30 protein-coding genes are annotated in these 23036 nt (G+C 40.4%); 11 read left to right on the top strand and 19 right to left on the bottom strand.

Going from position 1 to position 23036, the window contains the following annotated elements; genetic code table 11:
* The first annotated feature begins 2 nt into the window (after positions 1-2).
* On the top strand, positions 3-596 hold the full coding sequence (locus tag TW85_RS09325) for an SIS domain-containing protein (RefSeq protein WP_046016873.1): 594 nt from the start codon (positions 3-5) through the stop codon (positions 594-596).
* Positions 597-659: 63 nt separating this feature from the next.
* On the opposite strand, the gene TW85_RS09320 is transcribed toward TW85_RS09325, so the two are convergent.
* The 8 genes from TW85_RS09320 to zapE form a co-directional block, all read right to left on the bottom strand.
* Entirely contained in the window at positions 660-1058 is a 399-nt protein-coding gene (locus tag TW85_RS09320) for a ClpXP protease specificity-enhancing factor (RefSeq protein ID WP_046016851.1), read from the bottom strand.
* Between the two features lie 78 nt (positions 1059-1136).
* Entirely contained in the window at positions 1137-1769 is a 633-nt protein-coding gene (locus TW85_RS09315; RefSeq protein WP_046016850.1) for a glutathione S-transferase N-terminal domain-containing protein, read from the bottom strand.
* Positions 1770-1867: 98 nt separating this feature from the next.
* Positions 1868-2650: a cytochrome c1 gene (locus TW85_RS09310; RefSeq protein WP_046016849.1), complete on the bottom strand. Its 783-nt coding sequence runs from the start codon at positions 2648-2650 to the stop codon at positions 1868-1870.
* A 2-nt stretch (positions 2651-2652) separates the two neighbouring features.
* Positions 2653-3897, bottom strand: coding sequence for a cytochrome bc complex cytochrome b subunit (locus tag TW85_RS09305; protein ID WP_046016848.1), 1245 nt, complete (start codon positions 3895-3897; stop codon positions 2653-2655).
* A complete protein-coding gene (gene petA / locus TW85_RS09300; RefSeq protein WP_046016847.1) occupies positions 3897-4490 on the bottom strand; it encodes a ubiquinol-cytochrome c reductase iron-sulfur subunit in 594 nt (197 codons plus the stop codon). The genes TW85_RS09305 and petA overlap by 1 nt, the downstream gene beginning before the upstream one ends.
* Positions 4491-4676: 186 nt before the next feature.
* A complete protein-coding gene (gene rpsI, locus TW85_RS09290; protein ID WP_046016845.1) occupies positions 4677-5069 on the bottom strand; it encodes a 30S ribosomal protein S9 in 393 nt (130 codons plus the stop codon).
* A 14-nt stretch (positions 5070-5083) separates the two neighbouring features.
* A complete protein-coding gene (gene rplM, locus TW85_RS09285; RefSeq protein WP_046016844.1) occupies positions 5084-5512 on the bottom strand; it encodes a 50S ribosomal protein L13 in 429 nt (142 codons plus the stop codon).
* Positions 5513-5698: 186 nt separating this feature from the next.
* On the bottom strand, positions 5699-6796 hold the full coding sequence (gene zapE / locus TW85_RS09280; protein ID WP_046016843.1) for a cell division protein ZapE: 1098 nt from the start codon (positions 6794-6796) through the stop codon (positions 5699-5701).
* A gap of 143 nt (positions 6797-6939) precedes the next feature.
* Here zapE and TW85_RS09275 point away from each other — a divergent pair, with 143 nt between their 5' ends.
* Entirely contained in the window at positions 6940-7380 is a 441-nt protein-coding gene (locus TW85_RS09275) for a DUF1043 family protein (RefSeq protein ID WP_046016842.1), read from the top strand.
* 37 nt (positions 7381-7417) lie between these two features.
* Here the strand turns inward: TW85_RS09275 and TW85_RS09270 are convergent, their stop codons facing one another.
* Positions 7418-8182, bottom strand: a complete 765-nt coding sequence (locus TW85_RS09270; protein ID WP_046016841.1) for a Nif3-like dinuclear metal center hexameric protein — start codon at positions 8180-8182, stop codon at positions 7418-7420.
* Between the two features lie 29 nt (positions 8183-8211).
* Between TW85_RS09270 and TW85_RS09265 the strand changes: the two genes are divergently transcribed.
* On the top strand, positions 8212-9288 hold the full coding sequence (locus TW85_RS09265) for a trypsin-like peptidase domain-containing protein (RefSeq protein WP_046016840.1): 1077 nt from the start codon (positions 8212-8214) through the stop codon (positions 9286-9288).
* A gap of 47 nt (positions 9289-9335) precedes the next feature.
* Here TW85_RS09265 and TW85_RS09260 read toward each other — a convergent pair whose 3' ends face one another.
* The 10 genes from TW85_RS09260 to TW85_RS09215 form a co-directional block, all read right to left on the bottom strand.
* Positions 9336-9893, bottom strand: coding sequence for a hypothetical protein (locus TW85_RS09260; protein WP_046016839.1), 558 nt, complete (start codon positions 9891-9893; stop codon positions 9336-9338).
* 3 nt (positions 9894-9896) lie between these two features.
* A complete protein-coding gene (hisD, locus tag TW85_RS09255) occupies positions 9897-11204 on the bottom strand; it encodes a histidinol dehydrogenase (protein WP_046016838.1) in 1308 nt (435 codons plus the stop codon).
* Positions 11204-11848 (bottom strand): ATP phosphoribosyltransferase, encoded by a 645-nt coding sequence (gene hisG / locus TW85_RS09250; protein WP_046016837.1) that lies wholly within the window; start codon positions 11846-11848, stop codon positions 11204-11206. The genes hisD and hisG overlap by 1 nt, the downstream gene beginning before the upstream one ends.
* 1 nt (position 11849) lies before the next feature.
* Positions 11850-13112, bottom strand: a complete 1263-nt coding sequence (gene murA / locus TW85_RS09245; RefSeq protein ID WP_046016836.1) for a UDP-N-acetylglucosamine 1-carboxyvinyltransferase — start codon at positions 13110-13112, stop codon at positions 11850-11852.
* Between the two features lie 20 nt (positions 13113-13132).
* Complete coding sequence (locus tag TW85_RS09240; RefSeq protein WP_046016835.1) at positions 13133-13372, bottom strand: BolA/IbaG family iron-sulfur metabolism protein; 240 nt, start codon at positions 13370-13372, stop codon at positions 13133-13135.
* Between the two features lie 101 nt (positions 13373-13473).
* On the bottom strand, positions 13474-13782 hold the full coding sequence (locus TW85_RS09235; RefSeq protein WP_046016834.1) for a hypothetical protein: 309 nt from the start codon (positions 13780-13782) through the stop codon (positions 13474-13476).
* The gene (locus TW85_RS09230) at positions 13779-14393 is read right to left on the bottom strand and encodes an ABC transporter substrate-binding protein (protein ID WP_046016833.1); all 615 of its coding nucleotides are present in this window, start codon (positions 14391-14393) and stop codon (positions 13779-13781) included. Before TW85_RS09230 ends, TW85_RS09235 begins: the two co-directional genes overlap by 4 nt.
* 2 nt (positions 14394-14395) lie before the next feature.
* Positions 14396-14857: an outer membrane lipid asymmetry maintenance protein MlaD gene (gene mlaD, locus TW85_RS09225; protein ID WP_046016832.1), complete on the bottom strand. Its 462-nt coding sequence runs from the start codon at positions 14855-14857 to the stop codon at positions 14396-14398.
* Position 14858: 1 nt separating this feature from the next.
* The gene (gene mlaE / locus TW85_RS09220; protein WP_046016831.1) at positions 14859-15641 is read right to left on the bottom strand and encodes a lipid asymmetry maintenance ABC transporter permease subunit MlaE; all 783 of its coding nucleotides are present in this window, start codon (positions 15639-15641) and stop codon (positions 14859-14861) included.
* Positions 15638-16447, bottom strand: coding sequence for an ATP-binding cassette domain-containing protein (locus tag TW85_RS09215; RefSeq protein WP_046016830.1), 810 nt, complete (start codon positions 16445-16447; stop codon positions 15638-15640). The genes mlaE and TW85_RS09215 overlap by 4 nt, the downstream gene beginning before the upstream one ends.
* Positions 16448-16614: 167 nt before the next feature.
* Here TW85_RS09215 and TW85_RS09210 point away from each other — a divergent pair, with 167 nt between their 5' ends.
* The 8 genes from TW85_RS09210 (at position 16615) to mgtE (ending at position 23034) form a co-directional block, all read left to right on the top strand.
* A complete protein-coding gene (locus TW85_RS09210) occupies positions 16615-17574 on the top strand; it encodes a calcium/sodium antiporter (protein WP_046016829.1) in 960 nt (319 codons plus the stop codon).
* Positions 17575-17583: 9 nt separating this feature from the next.
* The gene (gene lptC / locus TW85_RS09205) at positions 17584-18147 is read left to right on the top strand and encodes an LPS export ABC transporter periplasmic protein LptC (protein ID WP_046016828.1); all 564 of its coding nucleotides are present in this window, start codon (positions 17584-17586) and stop codon (positions 18145-18147) included.
* The gene (gene lptA / locus TW85_RS09200) at positions 18131-18655 is read left to right on the top strand and encodes a lipopolysaccharide transport periplasmic protein LptA (protein ID WP_046016827.1); all 525 of its coding nucleotides are present in this window, start codon (positions 18131-18133) and stop codon (positions 18653-18655) included. The genes lptC and lptA overlap by 17 nt, the downstream gene beginning before the upstream one ends.
* The gene (gene lptB, locus TW85_RS09195) at positions 18655-19380 is read left to right on the top strand and encodes an LPS export ABC transporter ATP-binding protein (protein ID WP_046016826.1); all 726 of its coding nucleotides are present in this window, start codon (positions 18655-18657) and stop codon (positions 19378-19380) included. Before lptA ends, lptB begins: the two co-directional genes overlap by 1 nt.
* 75 nt (positions 19381-19455) lie before the next feature.
* Entirely contained in the window at positions 19456-20928 is a 1473-nt protein-coding gene (locus TW85_RS09190; protein ID WP_046016825.1) for an RNA polymerase factor sigma-54, read from the top strand.
* 13 nt (positions 20929-20941) lie between these two features.
* Complete coding sequence (ptsN, locus tag TW85_RS09185; protein ID WP_046016824.1) at positions 20942-21391, top strand: PTS IIA-like nitrogen regulatory protein PtsN; 450 nt, start codon at positions 20942-20944, stop codon at positions 21389-21391.
* 8 nt (positions 21392-21399) lie between these two features.
* On the top strand, positions 21400-21669 hold the full coding sequence (locus TW85_RS09180; protein WP_046016823.1) for an HPr family phosphocarrier protein: 270 nt from the start codon (positions 21400-21402) through the stop codon (positions 21667-21669).
* A 12-nt stretch (positions 21670-21681) separates the two neighbouring features.
* Positions 21682-23034 carry a magnesium transporter gene (mgtE, locus tag TW85_RS09175; RefSeq protein WP_046016822.1) on the top strand — a complete coding sequence of 451 codons (1353 nt, stop codon included), beginning with the start codon at positions 21682-21684 and terminating at the stop codon, positions 23032-23034.
* The last annotated feature ends 2 nt before the right edge of the window (positions 23035-23036 follow it).

Genomic DNA, 23036 nt, shown 5'->3' with positions numbered 1-23036 from the left:
ATATGGATTTTCAAGAAGCAATATACACCCAATTCGCCCAAAGCTTTGAAGCACAGCAAAGTGCTTTTGAGTCCTTACCACCTTATATTGAGCATGCAGCAAAAGTTATGTTTGCAAGTATTGCAGAAGGTAATAAGGTAATTTGTTGTGGCAATGGTACAGGCTCACATTTAGCCCATTACTTTAACACCTTAATGTTAGATAAAATGGAAAGAGAGAGACCTGGACTTCCCTCAATTACATTAAGTGGTGAAGGTGCATCCTTGTTATCTATATCGCACAACGACAGTTACCATGATGTGTTTTCAAAACAATTAACTGCAATTGGAAACCCTGGTGATGTTCTATTTATAGTAGCCAATAAAGGCAACACCTCTCCCATCATTCAAGCTATTCAAGCCGCGCATCAGAGAAAGATGTCTATTGTCGCCTTAACTAGCCCAGAGGCAAAAAACATTTCAGCTCTAACCTCTACAGATGATACAGAAATTAAAATAAACCTATTGGGGACTGCTAGAGTGCATGAGTGCCAAGTTCTTGTCATACATACACTAATAGATTTAATTGAACGCCAACTTTTTGGCTATGAAGATTAAAAAAGGCGCTTTAAGCGCCTTTTTTATTAACTCGATAAACAATAACCTAGATTCAGGGCAAAGCTACTTCACAACCCGTAAAGTAAAACCTTTTTTATCCGCTTTTGGCTCAGGCTCTTTGGTTGGTGTCAGATCTGTAGGCTCATCTGGAAACTCTTCATCTGGAAAGAATAATCCATCGCCATTCTCTTTACCGTACACAGCTAAGGTTGCCTTAATAGGCACATATACCTGCATTGGTTTACCGCTAAAGCGAGCTTCGAAAGACACGGCCTCTTGATCCATAATAAGGTGCCTTACCGCTGTCATACTAATATTCAAAACAATCTGACCGTCTTGAATAAATTCCGTTGGCACAACAACATCTGGCAATTCAGCATTTACCAAAAGATACGGTGTCATATCATTATCAACAACCCACTCATAGGCTGCCTTCAGCAAATAGGATCTTTTTGGGATCATCACCCTTCTCTCATTCTAGTTTCTCTACTAAACAAATAAAGGGGCATAAGGCCCCTTTATTCAACAACTAACTTAACGTTAGTCTAAACGCATTTCTTGTTCAGCCTCTGAAAGGCTTTCTTTAAATGATTCACGATCAAAAATAAGATCCATGTATTCAAATAAAGGCTGCGCTTGCTCTTTCGTTATTTCAACACCCAAAATAGGAAGTCTCCATAAAATCGGAGCTAAGCAACAATCAACAATCGTGAACTCATCACTCATGAAATAAGGCTTTTCTTGAAAGATTGGCGCTACATTAATTAGGCTTTCTCTCAGCTCTTTTTGAGCTTTTTCAATTGCAGCTTGATCTTTACTTGTCAAAATAAAATCAGCTAATGCTGCCCAGTCTCTTTGAATACGATACATATACAAACGACTTTCAGCACGTGCAACAGGGTATACAGGAAGCAGAGGAGGATGAGGGAAACGTTCATCCAAATATTCCATCATGACATTCGGCTCATACAAGACAAGGTCACGGTCTACTAGTGCAGGTAATTCATTGTATGGGTTCACATCCGCCAATTCACTCGGCTTATTGAATGGATCCACATCAATGATATCAACCGTTACGGCTTTTTCTGCTAAAACAATTCTGACTCTGTGACTGTAATGGTCTTCACCATCAGAGAAAAAAGTCATTGAAGAGCGTTTTGCAACAACACCCATGGATAAACCCCTATTCCAAAAACAAAGAAAACCCCTAAGCGGGGCTACATAAACACATTCAAACAATAGCCGCATTTGCGGCTATTGTTTGCAGTATTTTAATGGTCAATTTCGCGCCAGTACTCTTTATTCAAGAGGAATGCGAAAACACCAAACAATACGATAAATAGTAATACTTTCAAACCTAAAGCTTCAGACTGAAGACGGATAGGGTCTGCCATGTAAACCAAGAAGTTAGTTACATCGTAAACCACTTGTTCAAACTCTTCTTCAGAAAGAGAACCTTTAGTTTTCTGAGCTACAATACCACATTTTTCAACTGTAAGAGCTTCGCCCGTTAAAGTATCAAATAATGGGTTGTGATCTTCATCATACGCAGGTGCTTGCGCACAAGTTACATGACGAACACCTTGTAGGCCTTCTAAAACATTCGGCATACCGACATTTGGGAATACAGTGTTGTTTACACCCCAAGGACGAGTCTCATCTTCATAGAAAGCTTTTAGATAACTGTAAACCCAGTCACTACCACGAACACGAGCCTGAAGCGTTAAATCTGGTGGCGGAGCACCAAACCAAGCTTTAGCATCTTTAGAGTCCATAGAGTTAGCCATCAAATCACCAATTTTATTACCCGCTGGCAATAAGTTTTCAGTGAAAAGATCTGCAGGAATACCAAGGTCAGTTGCTGCACGCTCAAAACGAGCATAACCAGCATCATGACAACCTAAACAATAGTTTGCGAAAGTATTTAAACCACGCTGTAGAGACGCTTTGTCATGAAGATCAGGCGTCATGTCTTCTAGCTCTACAGAACTACCTGCAGCAAAACCCAGTGCTGGTAGCAATGCCAGAGTAATAGTAGCAATAATTTTTTTCATAATTACACCCTCTCTGGCACAGGCTTAGTGCTTTCCCAACGTGTATACCAAGGCATTAGAATGAAATACGCAAAGTATATTACAGAAGCGATTTGAGCTGCTGTTGTTCTACCATCAGTTGAAGGAAGAACACCTAACACACCCAATACAACAAAACTGATACAGAAAATAAAGAGTGCAAGCTTACTCATCCAACCCTTGTAAAGCATTGATTTAACTGGACTTCTATCCAACCAAGGCAATACAAACAAAATCGCGATAGCACCACCCATAGCCACAACACCCCAGAACTTAGCATCTAAGCCAAATAGCGGGAAGGTAACAGCACGCAAGATTGCATAGAAAGGCGTAAAGTACCACACTGGTGCGATATGCTCAGGTGTTTTAAGCGGGTTAGCTGCTTCAAAGTTTGGTTTCTCAAGGAAGTATCCTCCCATTTCAGGGAAGAAGAAAACCACTGAACAGAAAACAAATAAGAAGACTGCAATACCTACCAAGTCATGAGTTGTATAGAAAGGATGGAATGGAATACCGTCTAATGGCACACCGTTTTCATCTTTATACTTCTTGATATCAACACCTTTAGGGTTGTTAGAACCCACATGGTGCAATGCCAACAAGTGCAATACTACAAGTGCAACGATAACGAGAGGCAGAGCAATAACATGCAAAGAGAAGAAACGGTTCAGTGTAATACCTGAAATCAAGTAGTCACCACGGATCCATTCTGCTAAATCTGGTCCAATTAAAGGAATCGCACTAAACAAAGAGATAATTACCTGCGCACCCCAGTAAGACATTTGTCCCCAAGGCAGTAAGTAACCCATGAAAGCTTCAGCCATCAAAGCAAGATAAATAGCCATACCAAACAACCAAACTAATTCACGTGGTTTTTGATAAGAACCATATAACAAGCCTCTAAACATATGCATATAAACAACAACAAAAAATGCCGAAGCACCTGTTGAATGCAAATAGCGAATTAGCCAGCCATACTCAACATCTCGCATGATGTATTCAACCGAAGCAAAAGCTGCTTCCGCTGAAGGGGTATAACTCATTGTCAACCACACACCAGTTAGTATTTGGTTAACAAGTACAACAAGAGAAAGAACACCAAAGATATAAAACACATTGAAGTTTTTCGGAGCATAATATTTGCTCATGTGTTTTTCAAAGGCTTCAGTTACAGGAAGACGAGCGTCAATCCAACCCATCAAGCCTTTCGATTCTTTAAAATCGGCCATTACGCGTTACCTCCGTCATCACCAATTAAGATCACATTATCAGAAAGGTATTGATAAGGCGGCACTAATAAGTTGATTGGCGCAGGAACACTCTTGTATACACGTCCAGCTAAGTCAAAGCGAGAACCATGACAAGGACAGAAATAACCACCAACCCATTCAGGACCTAAGTCCTCTGGAGCTAATTCTGGACGGTATGTTGGAGAACAGCCAAGGTGTGTACAAATACCTAGTAGCACTACAATTTCAGGTTTAATAGAGCGGTACGCATTTTGTGCATACTCAGGTTGCTGATCTTTTTCAGAAGATGGATCACTAAGTTGATCAGAAATTTTTGTTAGATTATCAAGTGTCTCTTTAGATCGTTTCACGACCCAAACAGGCTGCCCACGCCACTCGACTATCATTTGTTGACCAGTTTCTAACTTACTGACATCAACTTTAACTGGCGCACCAGCAGCTTTCGCTTTTGCGCTCGGCTTCCAAGAAGCAACAAAGGGGGTAGCGATACCGACCGCACCAACCGCGCCAATAGCACTTGTTGTTCCGACCAGGAATCGACGTCGACCTTTATTAACGTCGCTTTGACTCATTATGGTTCTCTCCCACCAAATTACAAATCCCAAATTAGAGTATGACGAACCCCAATATGAATGCAGTGCAAATAGTAAAAAAAACAAAGGGTTCTGGCAAGAAAAGTCTCATCACCAGAAGAGCGACATTGACATATCGCATAAAAAAAACGCCTGGATAACCAGGCGTTTGGAAGTATCCCAAGATTAACGCTTGGAGAACTGAGGACGACGACGCGCTTTGCGTAGACCAACCTTTTTACGTTCTACTTCACGAGAGTCACGAGTAACGTAACCAGCAGTACGTAGAGAACGACGTAGTGTCTCATCATACTGTAACAATGCACGTGTAATACCGTGACGAATAGCACCAGCTTGACCAGAGATACCACCACCTTTAACAGTGATGTAAACGTCAAATTTTTCTGTTGCTTCAACAAGCTCTAGTGGTTGACGAACAACCATTTGCGCAGTTTCACGGCCGAAATATTGCTCTAGAGAACGGTCGTTGATAACTAGGTTACCAGTACCGGCCTTAAGGAATACACGAGCGGTAGATGATTTGCGACGACCTGTACCGTAGTATTGAGTAGCTGACATAATGATCTTCCGTATTAAATATTAAGTTCTAGCGGCTGTTGAGCTGCATGTGGATGTTGAGTACCAGCATACACTTTCATTTTCTTGTGCATAGCGCGGCCCAAAGGACCTTTTGGCAACATACCCTTAACTGCGAGTTCAAGAACGCGCTCTGGAGCATGATCGATCAGCGTTTCAAAGTTCATCGAACGCAAGCCACCTGGATAACCAGTGTGACGGTAGTATTGTTTAGCTTTAGCCTTGTTACCTGTAACATGAACTTTATCAGCATTGATAACAACGATGTAATCACCAGTGTCAACATGAGGAGTATATTCAGCTTTATGCTTACCGCGTAAACGACGAGCAATCTCGGTAGCCAAACGGCCTAAAGTTTTGCCTTCAGCATCAACTACGAACCAGTCGCGTCTTACTTCAGCAGGTTTTGCAGTAAAAGTTTTCATCAAAAACCCTTTCATTTAGCATGTATTGACATGCTCAATACCTATTATTATTGGTTATGTCTTCGTATCGAAAACATAACGTGCATATACCTTTTAAAAAAGGCGAGCGGATTATACACATTCCACCCTACTTTATAAAGAGCACATCCTAGATAAACATTAAGATATTATCGCTATCACTTACCTTTATGGCCTATGTTCTAGCGACAAGTACTCTTCAGATTGCATTTCAAGTAAACGACTGACGGTTCTGTCATACTCAAAAGCCAATTGTGTTCCTTTATATATTTCAGGAATTTCTACTTCTGCGGACACAATAAGTTTTACATGCCTGTCATAAAACTCATCCACTAAATTAATAAATCGCCTAGCCATATCATCACGAGTCGTATCAAACTGAGGAACATTAGACACGATAACCGTAGTATAAAGTTTTGCGATTTCAATATAATCAACCTGACTTCTCGGCCCATCACATAATGCGTATACGTCAAACCAAGCGATATCTTCACAACTATTCTGTAAATGTATCTTTCGGTTTTCAATTTCTACCACACCACCTTCTTTTGCTTGCGCTAAATCAGGCGCTAAACGAGCAAAACAAGCCGCTAAAGCAGCCTCTGACTCTTGTCCTAGTGGCGTATAGTAAAGACTTGCCTGTTTGAGCGCACGTAAACGATAGTCAACACCACCATCAATATTCATGACACGGGTGTGTTTATTAACCAGATCGATAGCAGGTAAAAAGCGAGCTCGCTGCAAACCATTTTCATACAAGCCATCAGGCTCAATATTTGATGTCGCCACCAGGCTGGTGCCATTTTCAAACAACACTTTTAGAAGCCCTGCCAAAATCATTGCATCGGTAATATCTTTCACAAAAAATTCATCGAAGCATAAGACCTCAGCTTTAGCCGATATTTGCTTTCCAACGACCTCCAATGGATTTTTAACATCTTTAACTTCACGCAACTCTTTATGGACCATTTGCATAAAACGGTGAAAGTGCAAACGAAGCTTTCTTTCAGTTGGCAAACAATCATAAAACGTATCCATTAAATACGTTTTACCTCGACCTACTCCCCCCCAAAAATATAAACCCCTCTCCACTTCAGGCTTATTGCTTTTCTTAAAAAAGCTTAGGAATCCACCTGTTGCTTCAGGCTTTTTATTTACAATTCGATCAAACAGATCTTGTAAGGCCTCAACAGCCTCTTCTTGTGCAGGATCGTAGGCAAAATCAGAACGAGTTAAATCTTTGCGGTAACGTGATAAAGGGGTCATAGGGCTCTTAAACTTTGAAAGATAAACAAACCAATTAAATTGAAGCTAATTCTAGCAAAATTCTCACCAAAGCTCATCTCAATAAGGCTTCTTTCGAGACAAGATTCAGCTATACTTAACTTGTTATATTTTTGGAGTAAGTCATGAACTTAGAAGTAATTGATGCGGTAATTTTTATCGCTGGCGCAGCTGTAGGCCTATTTTTGGGCATGAGCTTGAAAAAAGAAAATAAATCGGCGACAAACAACACTACAATTTTATCTCCCGATGCTGTGAAACACGAGCTTGATAAACAGCAGGTTGCTATAGATAGCTTTTTTGAAGAAACTGAGAATGCTCTTGAGCAAGCAGAGACAACTGTTGCTAAACTAAGAAATCAAATTGCAAATGGCGCCCTTGAACTAAGCAACGTCAACATACAAAACAACTCCGACATAAATACAACAGCAAAAATTGAAGACACCCCTAAGATAGAAGCAGAGCCGCCTAGAGACTACGCCTTAAAAACAGATGTACAGTCTCCTGGAACCCTATCTGAAGACTTCGGCTTTAATAAAGAGCAAGAAAAAAGCAACACTCCTTAATTATTAAAAGCCAAAGCACTAGATAATATAGATAGCCCTAGGCAGGGTTATCTATATCTACAAAGCATGCCTCAATTCCAAGCTCATCTTGTATATAGCGAGCCATAGCTTTTGCACCATAACGCTCTGTTGCATGATGACCAGCCGCAATAAAGTTAATACCGTATTCACGCGCTAAGTGTATCGTTTGCTCAGATACCTCACCAGTCAAATATAAGTCAGCTCCTCTTTCAACCGCCTGCTCTATATACCCCTGCGCGCCACCTGAACATAAGGCAACCGCTTTGATTTCAGATTTTCCTGCAAACTCCAACAAGACCTTACGACCCAATTCTTTTTCAACGATCGATTTCACCTCATTAACCCCAACCGCCAACTTAAACTCGGCAACAACGCCTATTGATTCCTCTAAAGGCAAATAGGCTTGCAATGGCTGAGGGTTTTCTAATCCAAATTTTTTCACCAATTGAGCGTTATTACCTAACTCTGGATGCGCATCTAACGGCAAGTGATAAGCAAATAGATTAATATCATTTTTAATCAAACTAGAAATGCGTTTATATTTTACCCCTGTCATCACCTGTGACTCACCTTTCCAAAAATAGCCATGATGAACCAAGATAGTATCAGCTTGTAACTTAACCGCCTCATTAATAAGCGCTTGAGAGGCCGTCACTCCTGTGACTACTTTTGAAATTTTTTCCGATCCTTCAACCTGCAAACCGTTTGGGGCATAGTCTTTAAACTTGTTTGGCTTTAGAATAGCGGTTAGCGCTTTTTCAAATTCGTGACGATTCACCATCATCTCCATAGGCAGTATTAATAAAAATTATGATAAGTAAAAAACTTAATCTCAATACAATTTTAGCCAGCTTAGTAGGTCTATGTCTTGGTTTATCTTATCTACTTTACTTCCAAATCAAAGAGTCTCACTCAGAAGTGCACACTCAAAGTTATGCAAACTCAGTCAATCAAGCCGCCCCAGCGGTTGTAAATATCTACACACAAAAGAAAGTTACGAGCAGCAAAGCAAGCAACTCTTTATCTCAAAAAACATCAAACAAATCAGTTGGCCTAGGGTCTGGAGTAATCACATCAGATAATGGTTACATACTTACCAACCATCATGTTATCAAAGGTGCAGACGGCATTATTGTTGCGCTGAGAGACGGTCGTCAAACAAGGGCTAAACTTATAGGCACAGACCCTGCGACTGACTTAGCTCTATTGAAAATAAAACTTCTTGAGTTACCTAGTATCAAAATGCCAGAACAAAATATGACTTCGGTTGGAGATTTAGTTTTCGCCATAGGCAACCCATTTGGGATAGGTCAAACGGTTACAATGGGTATCATAAGTGCTATGGGAAGAAACCAACTAGGGCTTAATGCTTATGAAAACTTCATTCAAACTGATGCGGCAATAAACCCTGGCAATTCAGGTGGCGCACTTATCAACAGCCAAGGCGAAATCATTGGAATCAGCACAGCAATTTATTCAAACAGCGGCGGCTCACAAGGTATAGGCTTTGCAATCCCAATCGCTGACGCTGTTGACATTATGGAAGACCTCATCTTGTTTGGTAAAGTAGAGCGCGGCTATTTGGGTATAGAAGCGAGACAAATAACACCTGCTACGGTAAAAATCCTAAACCTAAATATTAAAGAAGGCTTGCTGGTTTCAGATGTCAACAATAAGAGCCCTGCTCAGCACGCCGGCATTTTAAGTGGAGACATTTTATTGAGTATAGATGGCATAGCGACAACTAATGCCAATAATACTCGAAATCAAATTGCAAAATACAAACCGGGAAAAGTCGTTTCTATTGTTGGCGTAAGAGGTACTCAATCCTATCAAACAAGCATTAAACTTGGTGAGCAACCTATGATGGGAGCAGAGAAACCATAAATAAAAAATGCCGCTGAATAGCGGCACTTTTAAAACTAAATTTGAGTTTATTTTTCTAGACGAACTTTTAACTGAGACAAACTCTTTTCGAAGTTTGCTCCAGCAATATCATTAGCAAATAAAGCAAGATAAGGGCTCAACAACCCCGATTCTAGCTCGCCATTAATAGACCAGGAAACTCGGGTTACATTACCAGACTCTAACGCCTCAAGGCTAAGTTCATTCGCAACTACTCTTTGCCCCTCTTTGGGAATAACATCAAATTTATATTTAGCAGATCTAAGCTCGCCAATTCTAATTGAGCCTTTATCACCAGACTCATAGTTAATAGCCAAGATTAAATCCTGCGTAAGCGCAACATCAAGCAACTCAACTTGTCCTTTCTGCACATAAAGCCATCCAGACAAATTGGACGCTTTCGCTAAAAAGTCTGCAACCTCAATTTGTGTCGCATCAATATTGATAGAGCGCTCAATATGATATTTCTTTGGCAAGAAGTAGCCGACAACCAAAAGAAATATCACAACCAAAGCAAAAATTCGCGTTACCACTCTTAATTGATAGAGTGCTTTTCGCTGATGATCAGGTGCTTCACGTTTTAACAAAACCTAATCCTTGATTTGTCTATACTCTGCTGACATTGCATGCGCCTGTAGAGACTCACCTCTAGCCAAAGGACCAGCAATTTTAGCCAATTCACTAGCCCCCTGAACAGAGCAATTAATCAAGGAACTACGTTTTTGAAAATCATAAACACCCAAAGGAGATGAGAATCTAGCAGTACCTGATGTTGGCAAAACATGGTTAGGCCCTGCACAATAATCACCTAGAGCCTCAGCCGTGTGTCGCCCCATAAAAATAGCACCAGCATGACGAATTTTAGGCGCCCACAATTCAGGCTGATCAACAGATAACTCTAAGTGTTCGGCTGCCACATGATTAGCAATTTCAATCGCCTCATCCATACTTGCAACATGAACTAAAGCTCCACGCCCTTCCAATGAAGCTAGAATAATATCTTTACGACTTTGACCTTCAAGCAACTTATTCATCGACTCTAGAACTTTGTCTAGATAAGCTGCGTCTGGTGAGATCAAAATAGATTGAGCATCTTCATCATGCTCCGCTTGTGAGAACAGATCCATCGCAATCCAATCCGGGTCGGTCTTACCATCACAAACAACAAGAATTTCAGATGGCCCTGCAATCATATCGATCCCAACCGCACCAAAAACCATTCGTTTAGCTGTCGCCACAAAGATATTACCCGGGCCCACAATTTTATCTACTTTAGGAATAGTTTCTGTACCATAAGCAAGCGCAGCAACAGCTTGAGCACCACCAACAGTAAAAATACGATCAACACCCGCAATGCTAGCAGCAGCAAGCACAATATCGTTAACCACACCATCAGGCGTTGGAACGACCATAATAATTTCTTTCACACCAGCAACTTTTGCAGGCATAACATTCATCAAAACAGAAGATGGATAAGCCGCTTTACCGCCAGGCACATAAACACCAACTCTATCAAGAGGCATCACCTGCTGACCCAAAACTGTGCCATCAGCCTCTTCATACTGCCAAGAGTCTTGCTTTTGATGAAGGTGATATGACTTCACTCTCTCAGCTGCCGACTTTAACGCTTGTAAAATACTTGCATCAACACGAGCTATTGCCGCTTGAATATCAGCAACAGGCACTTCTAATTGTTCTGCTGTTTTAAACTCGCAGCGATCAAACTTATTTGTGTACTCAAGCAAGGCATCATTTCCTCGCTTGCGTACATCAAAGACAATATTCGCAACCGTTTGCTGGACATCTAAGTCTGAAACTGAGTCCCACGCCAGAAGAGCATCCAACTCATTTTTAAAACCCTCTTCCTGAGTAGAAAGTCTTTTTATATTAATGCTCATTAGCTTTTTCTTTCACCTTCAACTGCAGACTGCAGCATTTCCATAATAGGCTGAATCTGATCATACTTAGTTTTATAAGCCGCTTTGTTGACTACCAAACGAGTACTGATATCAGCAATAAGATCACGCGCCTCAAGCCCATTCGCTTTAAGGGTGTTTCCTGTATCAACAATATCCACAATTAAATCAGCTAATCCCATAATTGGCGCCAATTCCATTGCACCATAAAGCTTAATTACATCCGCTTGTATGCCCTGCTGTGCAAAATACTCTTTTGCTGTTGTCGTAAACTTAGATGCCACTTTCAAGCGACCTGTTGTTTCTGGCACACCTACAACGCCAGCTGTCATTAAACGACATTTTGCAATTTCCAAATCAAGCAACTCATAGATATTACTTGTATCTGACTCCATCAATACATCTTTACCCGCTACACCAAAGTCAGCAACACCATGCCCTACGTATGTCGGCACATCTGTTGCCCTTAGAATAACAAGCTTAATATTTTCATGGTTGGTATCAAAAATCAGTTTACGACTTTTCGAAATATCTTCTGCGGGAATAATGTTGGCTTTTTCCAATAAAGGTAAAGTCTCTTTAAGAATTCGACCTTTTGATAAAGCTATTGTTAACGTCTTACTCATTTTAATTTAATACCCTTGATATTTTCGCGCCGAGAGAACCAAACTTCTCTTCAATACATTCATAACCACGATCAATATGATAAATACGATCTATCTTAGTATCCCCTTCTGCTACTAATGCAGAAAGAACTAAACTCGCAGAAGCCCTTAAATCCGTCGCCATCACTGGGGCACCTTTAAGCGCACTACCACCTTTAACAATGGCAGTATTACCGTTCACTTCAATATCAGCCCCCATACGCAACATCTCATCAACATGCATAAAACGGTTTTCAAAGATATTTTCTGTAACTCGCCCCACACCATCTGCAATAGCATTTAATGCTACAAATTGAGCCTGCATATCTGTTGGGAAAGCAGGGTAAGGTGCTGTACTGATATTAACAGCCTTAGGACGACGCCCTTGCATATCAAGTTCAATCCAATCCTCACCCACCTCAACACTGGCACCCGCCTCTTCAAGTTTGGCAAGTACTGCTTCCATTGAATGAACATCAGTATCGACAACTTTTACCTTACCTGCGGTAATTGCAGCGGCAACAAGGAAGGTACCTGTTTCAATTCGATCAGGCATTACAGAATATTCAGTACCAAAAAGCTCTTCCACGCCATCAATGGTAATAGTATCTGTACCATGACCCGTGATTTTCGCTCCCATAGCAATCAAGCATTCAGCCAAATCAACAACTTCTGGTTCACGAGCAGCATTTTCAAGAATAGAGCGACCATCAGCTAAAACAGCAGCCATCAAAAGATTCTCTGTTCCTGTTACCGTTACCTTATCAAAGAAAATTCTCGCCCCTTTTAGGCGACCATCAACTTTAGCAACAATGTTACCGCCTTCTACTTGAATATCTGCACCCATCGCTTCAAGACCACGTAAGTGAAGATCTACAGGACGGCTACCTATTGCACAGCCACCAGGCAAAGAAACTATGGCTTCGCCAAAATGACTAACTAAAGGCCCCAGCACCAAAATTGAAGCTCGCATTGTCTTAACCAATTCATAAGGCGCTTCAGTGCGGTTGACAGTAGAGACATCTAACTGAACATTCATTTTTTCATCAACAACAACACCACACCCCATAGAGCCTAACAACTCCAACATGGTCGTAATATCGTGCAAATGAGGTAGATTTTTAATCGTAATAGGTTGCTTTGTAAGAAGTGTTGCAGCCAAAATAGGCAAAGCTGCATTTTTTGCACCAGATGCTCTAACCACACCATTAAGTGACTGACCGCCAGTAATTAGCAGCTTATCCATACTGTTTCCTTAACGCGTAATTAGTTTAATTGACTATATTGTGCTGGTGTATAGGTTTTCATAGTAACGGCATGAATTGCGCCACTGGCAATCGAATCTTGAAGATGCGCGTAAACCAGCTGTTGTCTTTTCACCATAGATAAACCGTCAAAAACAGGAGAAATCAGGGTCAATTGAAAGTTACACCCTTCTCCTTCGGCAATCACTTCACAGCTTTCAATTTCATTTTCTAATAATGCTTTTACTTCGTTTGCGTTCACAACAACTCCAAATCTTAAATAACGCCTATAACTTATTCTGTATATTGGCTCTAATTACCAAAAAACTTTAAATCAACTAGTCAAAACACGCCATTACACGACTATTTATCATCAACTAGTGTAAAAAAATCATTCAACTGGGACAATTCTATCAGACCTTTCACTCCGGCACTGGCATTTATTAAATTTACTTGCCAATGTTTTTTATTTGCAAACCTCTGATAAAACAAAAGTAATGCAATTAGCCCGCTATCACTTCCTTTCAAAGAGGTTAAGTTTAAGTCTTTAGCTGTATCGAGAGAGTTTAAACATTTGCTTAGGTTAGCTTCAAGCATCATAAGCTCTGCTGCTTGGTATTCTCCTAAAATGCTAATTTCCTTATCACTTTCCACCAATTCAAGCATGCTCACTCAACTCTCTTTTCCAATGACTTAGCCCAGCTTGCAATCGCCAAGTCTATGTTGTTTTTGTTTTTTTGAACCATGGATGCAAATTGCTTTCTAAAAGTTAGGCCGAAATTAATACCACTAATAATCACATTATCGAGCAACCATTCGTTTTGCTTACTCAGCTTCATCAAAAATACGATATCAACCAAGCTGCCAGCATCAGTCACAAACTCCATGTTCACTCTAGCTTTATTTTTTTTCTTTGAAGGGGCTAAAGGTAAAATTTTCACCTTCTCTTCATCAAACTCTAATAAAGCGGTCGCATAACTATTCAAAAGTGTTTGTTTTGTCACTGTTGAAAACTCTAATCTTTGCTCTTTTGAGGCCCTACGATAATATTTCCCCATTACATTCTTCGCAAAGTTATCGAAATTAATCAAAGGTGAAAGAATTTCGTCTGCTTTCTGCCTTAAAGCCGCTTTATCCTTTGATAAAACGTCACGATTGGCAACAATCTCAGTCTTCAATAATTCAACAACATTAACAACCTGCTCTCTTGGCCCAAGCTGAGCATAAGCCGATTGAGTAACTAGGGATAAAAGTAAAACACAAACGGATAATAATATTTTCATAATCAATCCCCTTGAGTCGATTCAAATAAGAACTGACTAATAAGGTTTTCTAACACTAAGGCAGATTGTGTATCATATATTTCTCCACCTTGAGTTAAGTACTCTTCTTCTGCACCAATCGACACCCCCACATATTTTTCACCCAATAAACCATTGGTCAAAATAGCAAATGAACTATCTGTAGGAATATTTTCAACATCCGCATAAATATTAAATGTTACAAGTGCCATATAAAGCTCTTTATCAAGAACAATACTATCTACTTCACCAACAGTGACACCAGCAATAGAGACTTTTGCTCTTTCAGTAAGGCCACCAATATCATCAAATCTTGCCTGTATTTGATATACATCTTTTGAACTGGAACCAGAAAGCCCACTTACTTGAATAGCTAAATACGCTAAAGCAGCAAACCCTAAAATAACAAACATACCAACCATAAGCTCTAGCTGCTTATTTTTCATGCTAAAAATCCCCTATCATAGCGGCGGTTAAAATAAAATCTAATACGAGAATAGACAAAGACCCTAACACTACAGTACGTGTTGTAGCCTTACCTATGCCTTCTGACGTTGGCTCGCATTCATATCCTTGAAACACAGCAATCCAAGTTGTCGCTATGGCAAAACAAAATGCTTTAATAATGCCATTAACAACATCCGTTGAAAAATAGACTGACTGCTGCATCAATGACCAAAAACTTCCTCCATGAATTTGTAACCAACTCACAGCAACAAATTCACCACCTAGCACGCCCACTGCTGAAAAAATGACACATAAAATCGGCAGACAAATTAAACCAGCTATAAATCGTGGCGCTATAATGCGTCGATAAGGATCAACCCCCATCATTTCAAGGCTAGAAAGCTGCTCTGTCGCTTTCATCAAACCTATCTCTGCAGTAAGCGCAGAACAAGCTCGACCGGCAAATAGCAAAGCAGTAACGACTGGACCGAGCTCACGTAACAATGTCAATGCAAGTAACTGCCCTACTGCCTGCTCAGAGCCAAACTTTGCTAAAATTGTATAACCTTGAAGCCCTAGTACCATTCCGATAAACAGCCCAGACACAACAATAATAACTAGGGACAGCACACCCACTGAATAAATTTGCTTTATCAACAAATTCATCGCCCCAGAAAAGGATTTGGGCTTATGTAACATCACATGGATCAGAAATAACCCGGCTCTACCAAAAGCAGCAATCGAGTTAATCGCAGTCAATCCTGCCGACTGTATTGATTTCATCTAGCATTCCCACCCATTTTCATATCCTCTTGATAATCCATCGCATCAAAATGAAACGGAACAGGACCGTCAGGCAAACCACCTAAGAATTGCTTAACCCTTTCATCTGAAGATGCTCGAATCTCATCAGGCGTACCCTGTGCAACAACAGCACCACCCGAGAGAATATAGGCATAATCAGCAATTGAAAGAGACTCTTCAACATCATGGGAAACTAATACTGAAGTCATTCCCACTGATTGGTTTAATCGTTTTATCAACTCAACAACTACCCCCATTGAGATAGGGTCTTGACCAGCAAAAGGCTCATCAAACATAACCAATTGGGGATCAAGTGCAATTGCACGCGCCAAAGCCGCTCGTCGAGCCATTCCCCCTGAAAGTTCAGCAGGCATTAAGTTCGCTGCCCCGCGTAGGCCAACACTCTGTAATTTCATTAAAACCACATCACGAATAACATCTTCACTGAAGTTCGTATGCTCTCTTAATGGGAAAGCAACATTATCAAAGACACTAATATCAGTAAAAAGTGCGCCACTTTGAAACAACATGCCAATTTTCTTTCTAGCTTCGTATAATTGCTTTCTAGACAAATCTGGTACATTTTGCTGATCTAATAAAACCTTGCCCTCATCAGGCATTAACTGACCACCAATCAAACGTAACAAGGTAGTTTTACCTGTTCCACTCGGACCCATAACCGCGGTAATTTTACCCTTTGGAATTTGTAGCGATATGTCTTTATAAATTGCTCTATCACCACGATAGAAACTCATATTTTGAATATCAACAAAGTTATTGCTCATCAGTTTTCCCTGGTTCTTTATCACCAAACGTGAATATTACACTGGATTTTAATAAATTGAACACTAAAACAAGGAGATTAAGTGGTTTATGGCATTTAAGGTCTTGAATTTATGGAGCAAACTTCATTAAATTAGGCATCATTTTTCACACGAGTTAGTTTTACCTCATGCTGCTATTCTCTGCTGCCCTATTTTTTGGTCTCATTCTCCTAGTTTTTAGTTCCGATAAGTTCATTGAGCACTCTGCATTGGTAGCAGAAAAACTAAATGTAAGCCCAATTGTTATTGGTTTCACCTTAGTTGCCTTAGGCACTTCAGCCCCCGAAATGGTTGTATCAGCGATTGCTGCACTAGATGGTGCACCTGAAATTGCTGTAGGGAACGTCTTGGGGTCTAACATTGCAAATGTAGCGCTTGTATTTGGCGCCACGTTATTAATCAGCGCCATCCCAATAAAAGAAGGTCTTGCTACCAAAGAAGTGCCTATTCTGCTAGGTATCACCATACTTGCTGGCTTACTTATGATGGATAACAGCTTAGAGTTTTTAGATGGCATTATCCTTATTATTGCTTTTTTTGTCGCACTATTCTTACTGTTACGAAACAGCAAAGGTCTAGAAGAGGAGCTTACACAGGAGCTACCAGAAGACGATGGGTCGAGCGTTACTAAATCACTGACAATAGCCGTAATAGGTCTAGCCGTTTTAATTTTGAGTTCAAAAATTCTAGTTTGGGGTGCGACAGGTATAGCGGTTGCTTTTGGTGTCAGTGAGTTACTTATCGGATTAACCATCATAGCAATTGGAACGAGTTTACCAGAGCTTGCAGCGTCAATAACAAGCGCCCTTAAAGGTCACCACGACATTGCCATAGGTAACATTTTAGGCTCAAACCTGTTTAATTTAGCAACTGTACTTCCTTTACCAGCTATTATTGCCCCTGGACTTATAGACCCTAACATCATGGGCAGAGATTATTGGTGGATGTTCTGCACCTCGCTATTTTTAGCACTTTGCATCCTGATTTTCCGTAGAACTAAATCAACCAGCATCCCAAAATGGATCGGTATTATACTGCTTATCAGTTATGCTACTTATTTAATCAGTCTATTTTTACAAGCTAGGTAAAGATTTATCATGAAACAGAAATGGACACTGGTCTCAATTGCTCTAGGTGCAATGCTAGTTTTTAGTTTCACATTTTGGTTTGGCCTTACACCTAAACAAAGTTTGGTACAAAAAAGTGAATTAGAATCTGCACCAGACTTTTTTTTAGAAGGTGTTGAAACAAAAACATTTAATATAGATGGCCAGTTGACAGAAAAGTTGTTAGCGAAAGAAATTAAACACTACCCAATGCAAGGAGAGTCTCATCTTATTGAGCCTATAGTAAGCAAAACTCAAAACGGAAGTATTTGGGTAGCTTCTAGCGAAACAGGCTTAATTAAAGATTCAAGTAACGACATATTGCTAAATGGTTCTGCTAAGATGACAAACCAATCAAATGAATCTGTACCAACTGTCATTACATCCAACAGCATTATTTATACAGATAAAGATCAAAGTATTACTAGCCTTGGCAAAGCCAACATCACATCAGCACAAGGCAATATTAAAGCAGACACTATCACTGCATTTACCAGCACAAATAAAGTAACCATGCAGGGATCTGTACGAGGAAGTTATGAACAAAATCGTTAAATGCTTATTTTTATTAAGCTGCACCATTAGCGCCACTTCTGGGTATGCGTTACCTGAAGATTTTCAAGAAACCATTGAAATCGAAGCAGATTCAGCCTTCATAGATAATGAAAAAGGCAATGCTATCTACATAGGCAATGTAAAAGTTAGCCAAGGCAGCATACTGATTAGTGCCAATAAACTAACCATTACTAGCTCAAAGTCCACTAACAAATACGACAAAATCTTTGCTAAAGGGACAGATGGTCAAGCTGCAAACTTTAGCCAACAAGTAGATATCGCTGGCAATATGGTTATTAGCCGTGGCACCAAAATTTTCTATGATAGCAGCACCTCTATTTTAGAAGTAGAAGGTGAAGGCTTTATTAAGCGAGGTGAAGATGAAATTGCAGCAGGCTTTATCCGCTACGACATGAAAACAGGCACATTCGAAGCAAAGAAAAACAAAGGTGGTCGTGTTTCCATGACATTACAACCCCAATCTAACACACCCCCTAAGGCTAATTAATGGCGATTCTAGAAGCTAAAAATTTGGCTAAGAGCTACAAAAAACGTAAAGTTGTTATTGATGTATCCATAGCTGTAGAGTCCGGCCAAGCGGTTGGCTTATTAGGGCCAAATGGCGCAGGCAAGACCACTTGCTTCTACATGATAGTTGGCATGGTTGCGAATGATGAAGGTGGCATTTTTATTGATGGCGAGCCAGTAACACATTTAGCCATGCATGCAAGAGCACAAAAAGGCATAGGCTACCTTCCTCAAGAAGCGTCCATATTTCGAAAAATGTCTGTTGAAAATAATATTGCCGCCATCTTGGAAACTAGAAAAAGTCTCTCCAAACAAGAAAGAGAGGAGAAGCTTGAAGAGCTTCTTAACGAATTCCACATTACACATATACGAAAGAATTTAGGCATGGCACTTTCTGGTGGTGAAAGGCGTCGTGTTGAAATAGCAAGAGCACTAGCTATGAACCCAAAATTTGTCTTGCTAGATGAACCTTTTGCTGGCGTTGACCCTATCTCTGTTGGGGATATCAAACAAATCATCAAACACCTTCAACAAAGCGGTATTGGCGTCTTAATTACTGACCATAATGTTAGAGAAACATTGGATATTTGCGACAAAGCTTACATAGTGGGCAATGGACACATTATCGCCTCAGGCAATGCGGAAGAAGTCATTTCGAATGAACAGGTAAAAAAAGTTTACCTAGGCGACAACTTCCGACTCTAGATCTTTCTCTTTTACTGAAAAAGGGAGTAATATGCATAACTCGTTCCAAATCATTCTTACAGAAAGTGTTTCACTATGAAGCAATCTTTACAGTTAAAAATTGGTCAACAACTGACCATGACACCTCAATTGCAGCAAGCCATACGTTTACTGCAATTATCTACATTGGACCTGCAACAAGAAATCCATGAATTTTTAGAATCTAATCCCCTTTTAGAAATGGATGATGATGACTTTAATGATACTAGTGTAGAAGAAAATACCGACAAAAAAGATAATGAAGCTAATTCAAATAGCCAAAATAATGATGAAGCAAGAGTAGAGTCTGAGTGGACAGAAAGCATCCCAGAAGAACTATCCATCGACAGCTCTTGGGATGATACTTATCAAAACTCCGCAGCAGCATCAGAAAGCCAAAGCTACGACAATGACTTTGATTTTGAGAGCAGAAATGCACCTTCAGAAAGCATCCAAGACCACCTGATCTGGCAACTTAATTTAACGCCTTTTTCTGAACGTGATATTGAAATTGCCTACTCTATTATTGAGTGCGTCCAACCTGATGGCTACCTAAGCATTTCTATCAATGAGATCTGGCAAGGCTTAATGCCACAACTTGAAGAATTAGAAGAGGACGAGGTATTAGCTGTACAACATAGGCTACAATGCTTTGACCCTGTAGGCGTTTGTTCAGCTGATTTAAGAGAATGCTTGCTAGTTCAATTACAAGCTTACAAAGAACACCCTCTTTACAAGAGCACTCACAACCTAATAAATCAGCACCTCGCTCTATTAGGAAGCAGAGACTTCACCCAGCTATCTCGCAAAACAAAACTAAAAGAAGAAGCCCTAAAGGAAGTTATTGCTCTAATACAGCAACTTAACCCAAGACCTGGTTCTCTTATCGATCAAGATGATACTGATTACGTTATTCCAGATGTTAATGTCAGAAAACGTAATGATATCTGGCAAGTTGAGCTTAACAACGATGCCCTTCCTCCCGTTAGAATCAACAAAACCTATTCATCACTTGCTAATAGCTCTAAAAAAACAGAGGAAGTGAACTACATTAAAAACTCTTTGCAAGAAGCCAAATGGTTTTTAAAAAGCATCCAAAGTCGGAATGAAACCCTACTCAAAGTAGCTAGCTGTATTGTTGAAAAACAAATAGATTTTTTTGAGCTAGGTGAAGAAGCTATGAAACCTATGGTGCTGCATGATGTTGCAGAAGAAGTTGGTATGCATGAATCCACGATCTCTCGTGTTACCACTCAAAAGTATATGCACACACCTAGAGGCATCTTTGAATTGAAATACTTCTTCTCCAGTCACGTAAGTACTGACTCTGGTGGAGAGTGCTCATCAACAGCAATACGAGCCATGATCAAAAAACTCATTACCGATGAACCCGCCAAAAAGCCTTTAAGCGACAACAAGCTTGCAACGGCATTGGCAGATCAAGGCATACAAGTGGCAAGGAGAACCGTTGCTAAATACCGTGAAGCAATGAACATCCCCCCTTCAAATGAACGAAAAAGACTAATATAAAGCGGAATAGAAAGTGTCATTAACTAACATTTTAAAACCAGAACTAGTAATCGCGAATCTTGCTACGACCAGCAAAAAAAGAACACTTGAAAGCATTGCTAATTTGGTAGGAGATAGACTTCATTGCGACAAAGAAGCCGTTTTTGATGCTTTACTGGCTCGCGAAAAACTTGGAAGTACTGGCGTAGGCCAAGGTATTGCTGTACCTCATTGCCGCTTGGAAGAAGCAAACCATACAGCAATGGTTGTTATCTCTTTAGAAAAGGCAATTGACTTTGACGCGATAGACCGCAAAAAAGTCGATCTAATATTTGCTTTAATTGTGCCGCCACAAGAATGTGATCACCACCTAAAAACACTAGGTCAGATTGCAGAATTTGCTCAGTCTCCAGAAAAGTTAGAGTCCTTAAGACAAGCAAATTCAAACCAGGCACTTTACGACACATTTAAATCATTGTTATAGGGACCAACATGTTAGAGCAAGAGATCACTATTATTAACAAACTAGGTTTACATGCCAGAGCAGCTGGTAAACTAGTCGAAACGACATCACGATTTTCATGTGATATTACAATAGATAAAGAAGGTCGCAATGTGGACGGTAAAAGCATCATGGCAATGATGATGCTAGCTGCCTCAAAAGGCACCAATATTACAATCAAAACCAATGGTGAAGATGAAGCTGCAGCACTTGAAGCCATAACAGCACTTATCAATAATCGCTTTGACGAAGAAGAATAATACCTAAACCAAATGGTTGAACAGGATACGCAACAACATCTGCAAACTGTCACAGACTCTCTTGAGTCCGGTGGCACTATGCAAATTAAATACTTACTTAATGGCGCCTTACCTGCGCAAGATGTCGCTCGCCTTCTAGAATCCTCACCGCCAAAAGAAAGACGCCTTCTTTGGGACCTCATAGAACAAAAGAATGAAGGTGAGATACTTCAATACTTAAGTGAAGACATTAGTGTTCAGTTCCTTAAGGAAATGGATACAGAGCAACTTGTTGCCGTAACAGAGCAACTTGAAAGTGATGACCTAGCAGACATACTACAAAACCTGCCTGAGACAGTCGTAGCTGAAGTACTCGCGTCAATGACGGCTCAAGACAGATCTAGAGTCGAATCACTCCTAAGCTACCCAGAAGACTCTGCTGGCGGCTTAATGAATACAGACACCATCACAGTTCGACCCAATATCACTATCGATATTGCATTTCGCTTCTTAAGGCGCCATGCAAGTCTACCTGACATGACAGACAGTTTATTAGTTGTCAGCCGCTCTGATAGATTTTTAGGCACTCTCCCTCTAACCAAACTTCTCGTTGCTGACCCCGAAGCTAGCGTACGAGATATAATGGAAACAGAGACAACGGTAATTGAAGCTAACGCTCCTGCTAGTGAAGTAGCCCAATTATTTGAAAAAATGGACTTAGTATCTGCCCCAGTAATTGACGAAGCTTCCGGCAAACTTTTAGGGCGTATTACCATTGATGATGTCGTCGATGTAATTCGAGATGAAGCAGAACACTCAATGCTCAGTATGGCCGGCCTTGATGATGACGAAGACACTTTTGCCCCCATCATGCAAACCTCTAAGCGTCGCGCAGTTTGGTTAGGCATTAACCTGATTACAGCTTTTATTGCCTCTTATGTAATTGGCCTTTTTCAAAACACAATTGATCAGGTCGTTGCTCTCGCCATTCTTATGCCCATTGTTGCCAGCATGGGCGGAATAGCAGGCTCACAAGTACTAACATTGGTTATTCGAGGTATAGCATTAGGCCATATAGGTGCAGCTAATACACGATGGCTTTTAAACAGAGAGATTGTCGTCGGCTTTTTAAACGGCATACTTTGGGCCATTGTTGTGGGCGCTTTAACTGCATATTGGTTTGACAACATTGAGATTGCCTATATCATAGCGGGCGCATTAATCATTAATTTACTGTTTGCCGCCCTTGTCGGCACACTCCTCCCTATTACATTAAAGCGCTTGGGCATAGACCCAGCTCTTGCGGGTAACGTAATACTCACTACAGTGACAGATGTAGTCGGTTTTTTATCCTTTTTAGGGCTAGCAACTATTTTTCTTATTTAGGC

Origin of the sequence: Marinomonas sp. S3726 (assembly GCF_000967665.1) — a bacterium.
Taxonomy (GTDB): Bacteria; Pseudomonadota; Gammaproteobacteria; order Pseudomonadales; family Marinomonadaceae; genus Marinomonas.
Note: the sequence above shows the minus strand (reverse complement) of the source record. Positions and strands in the feature narration are given on the sequence as shown.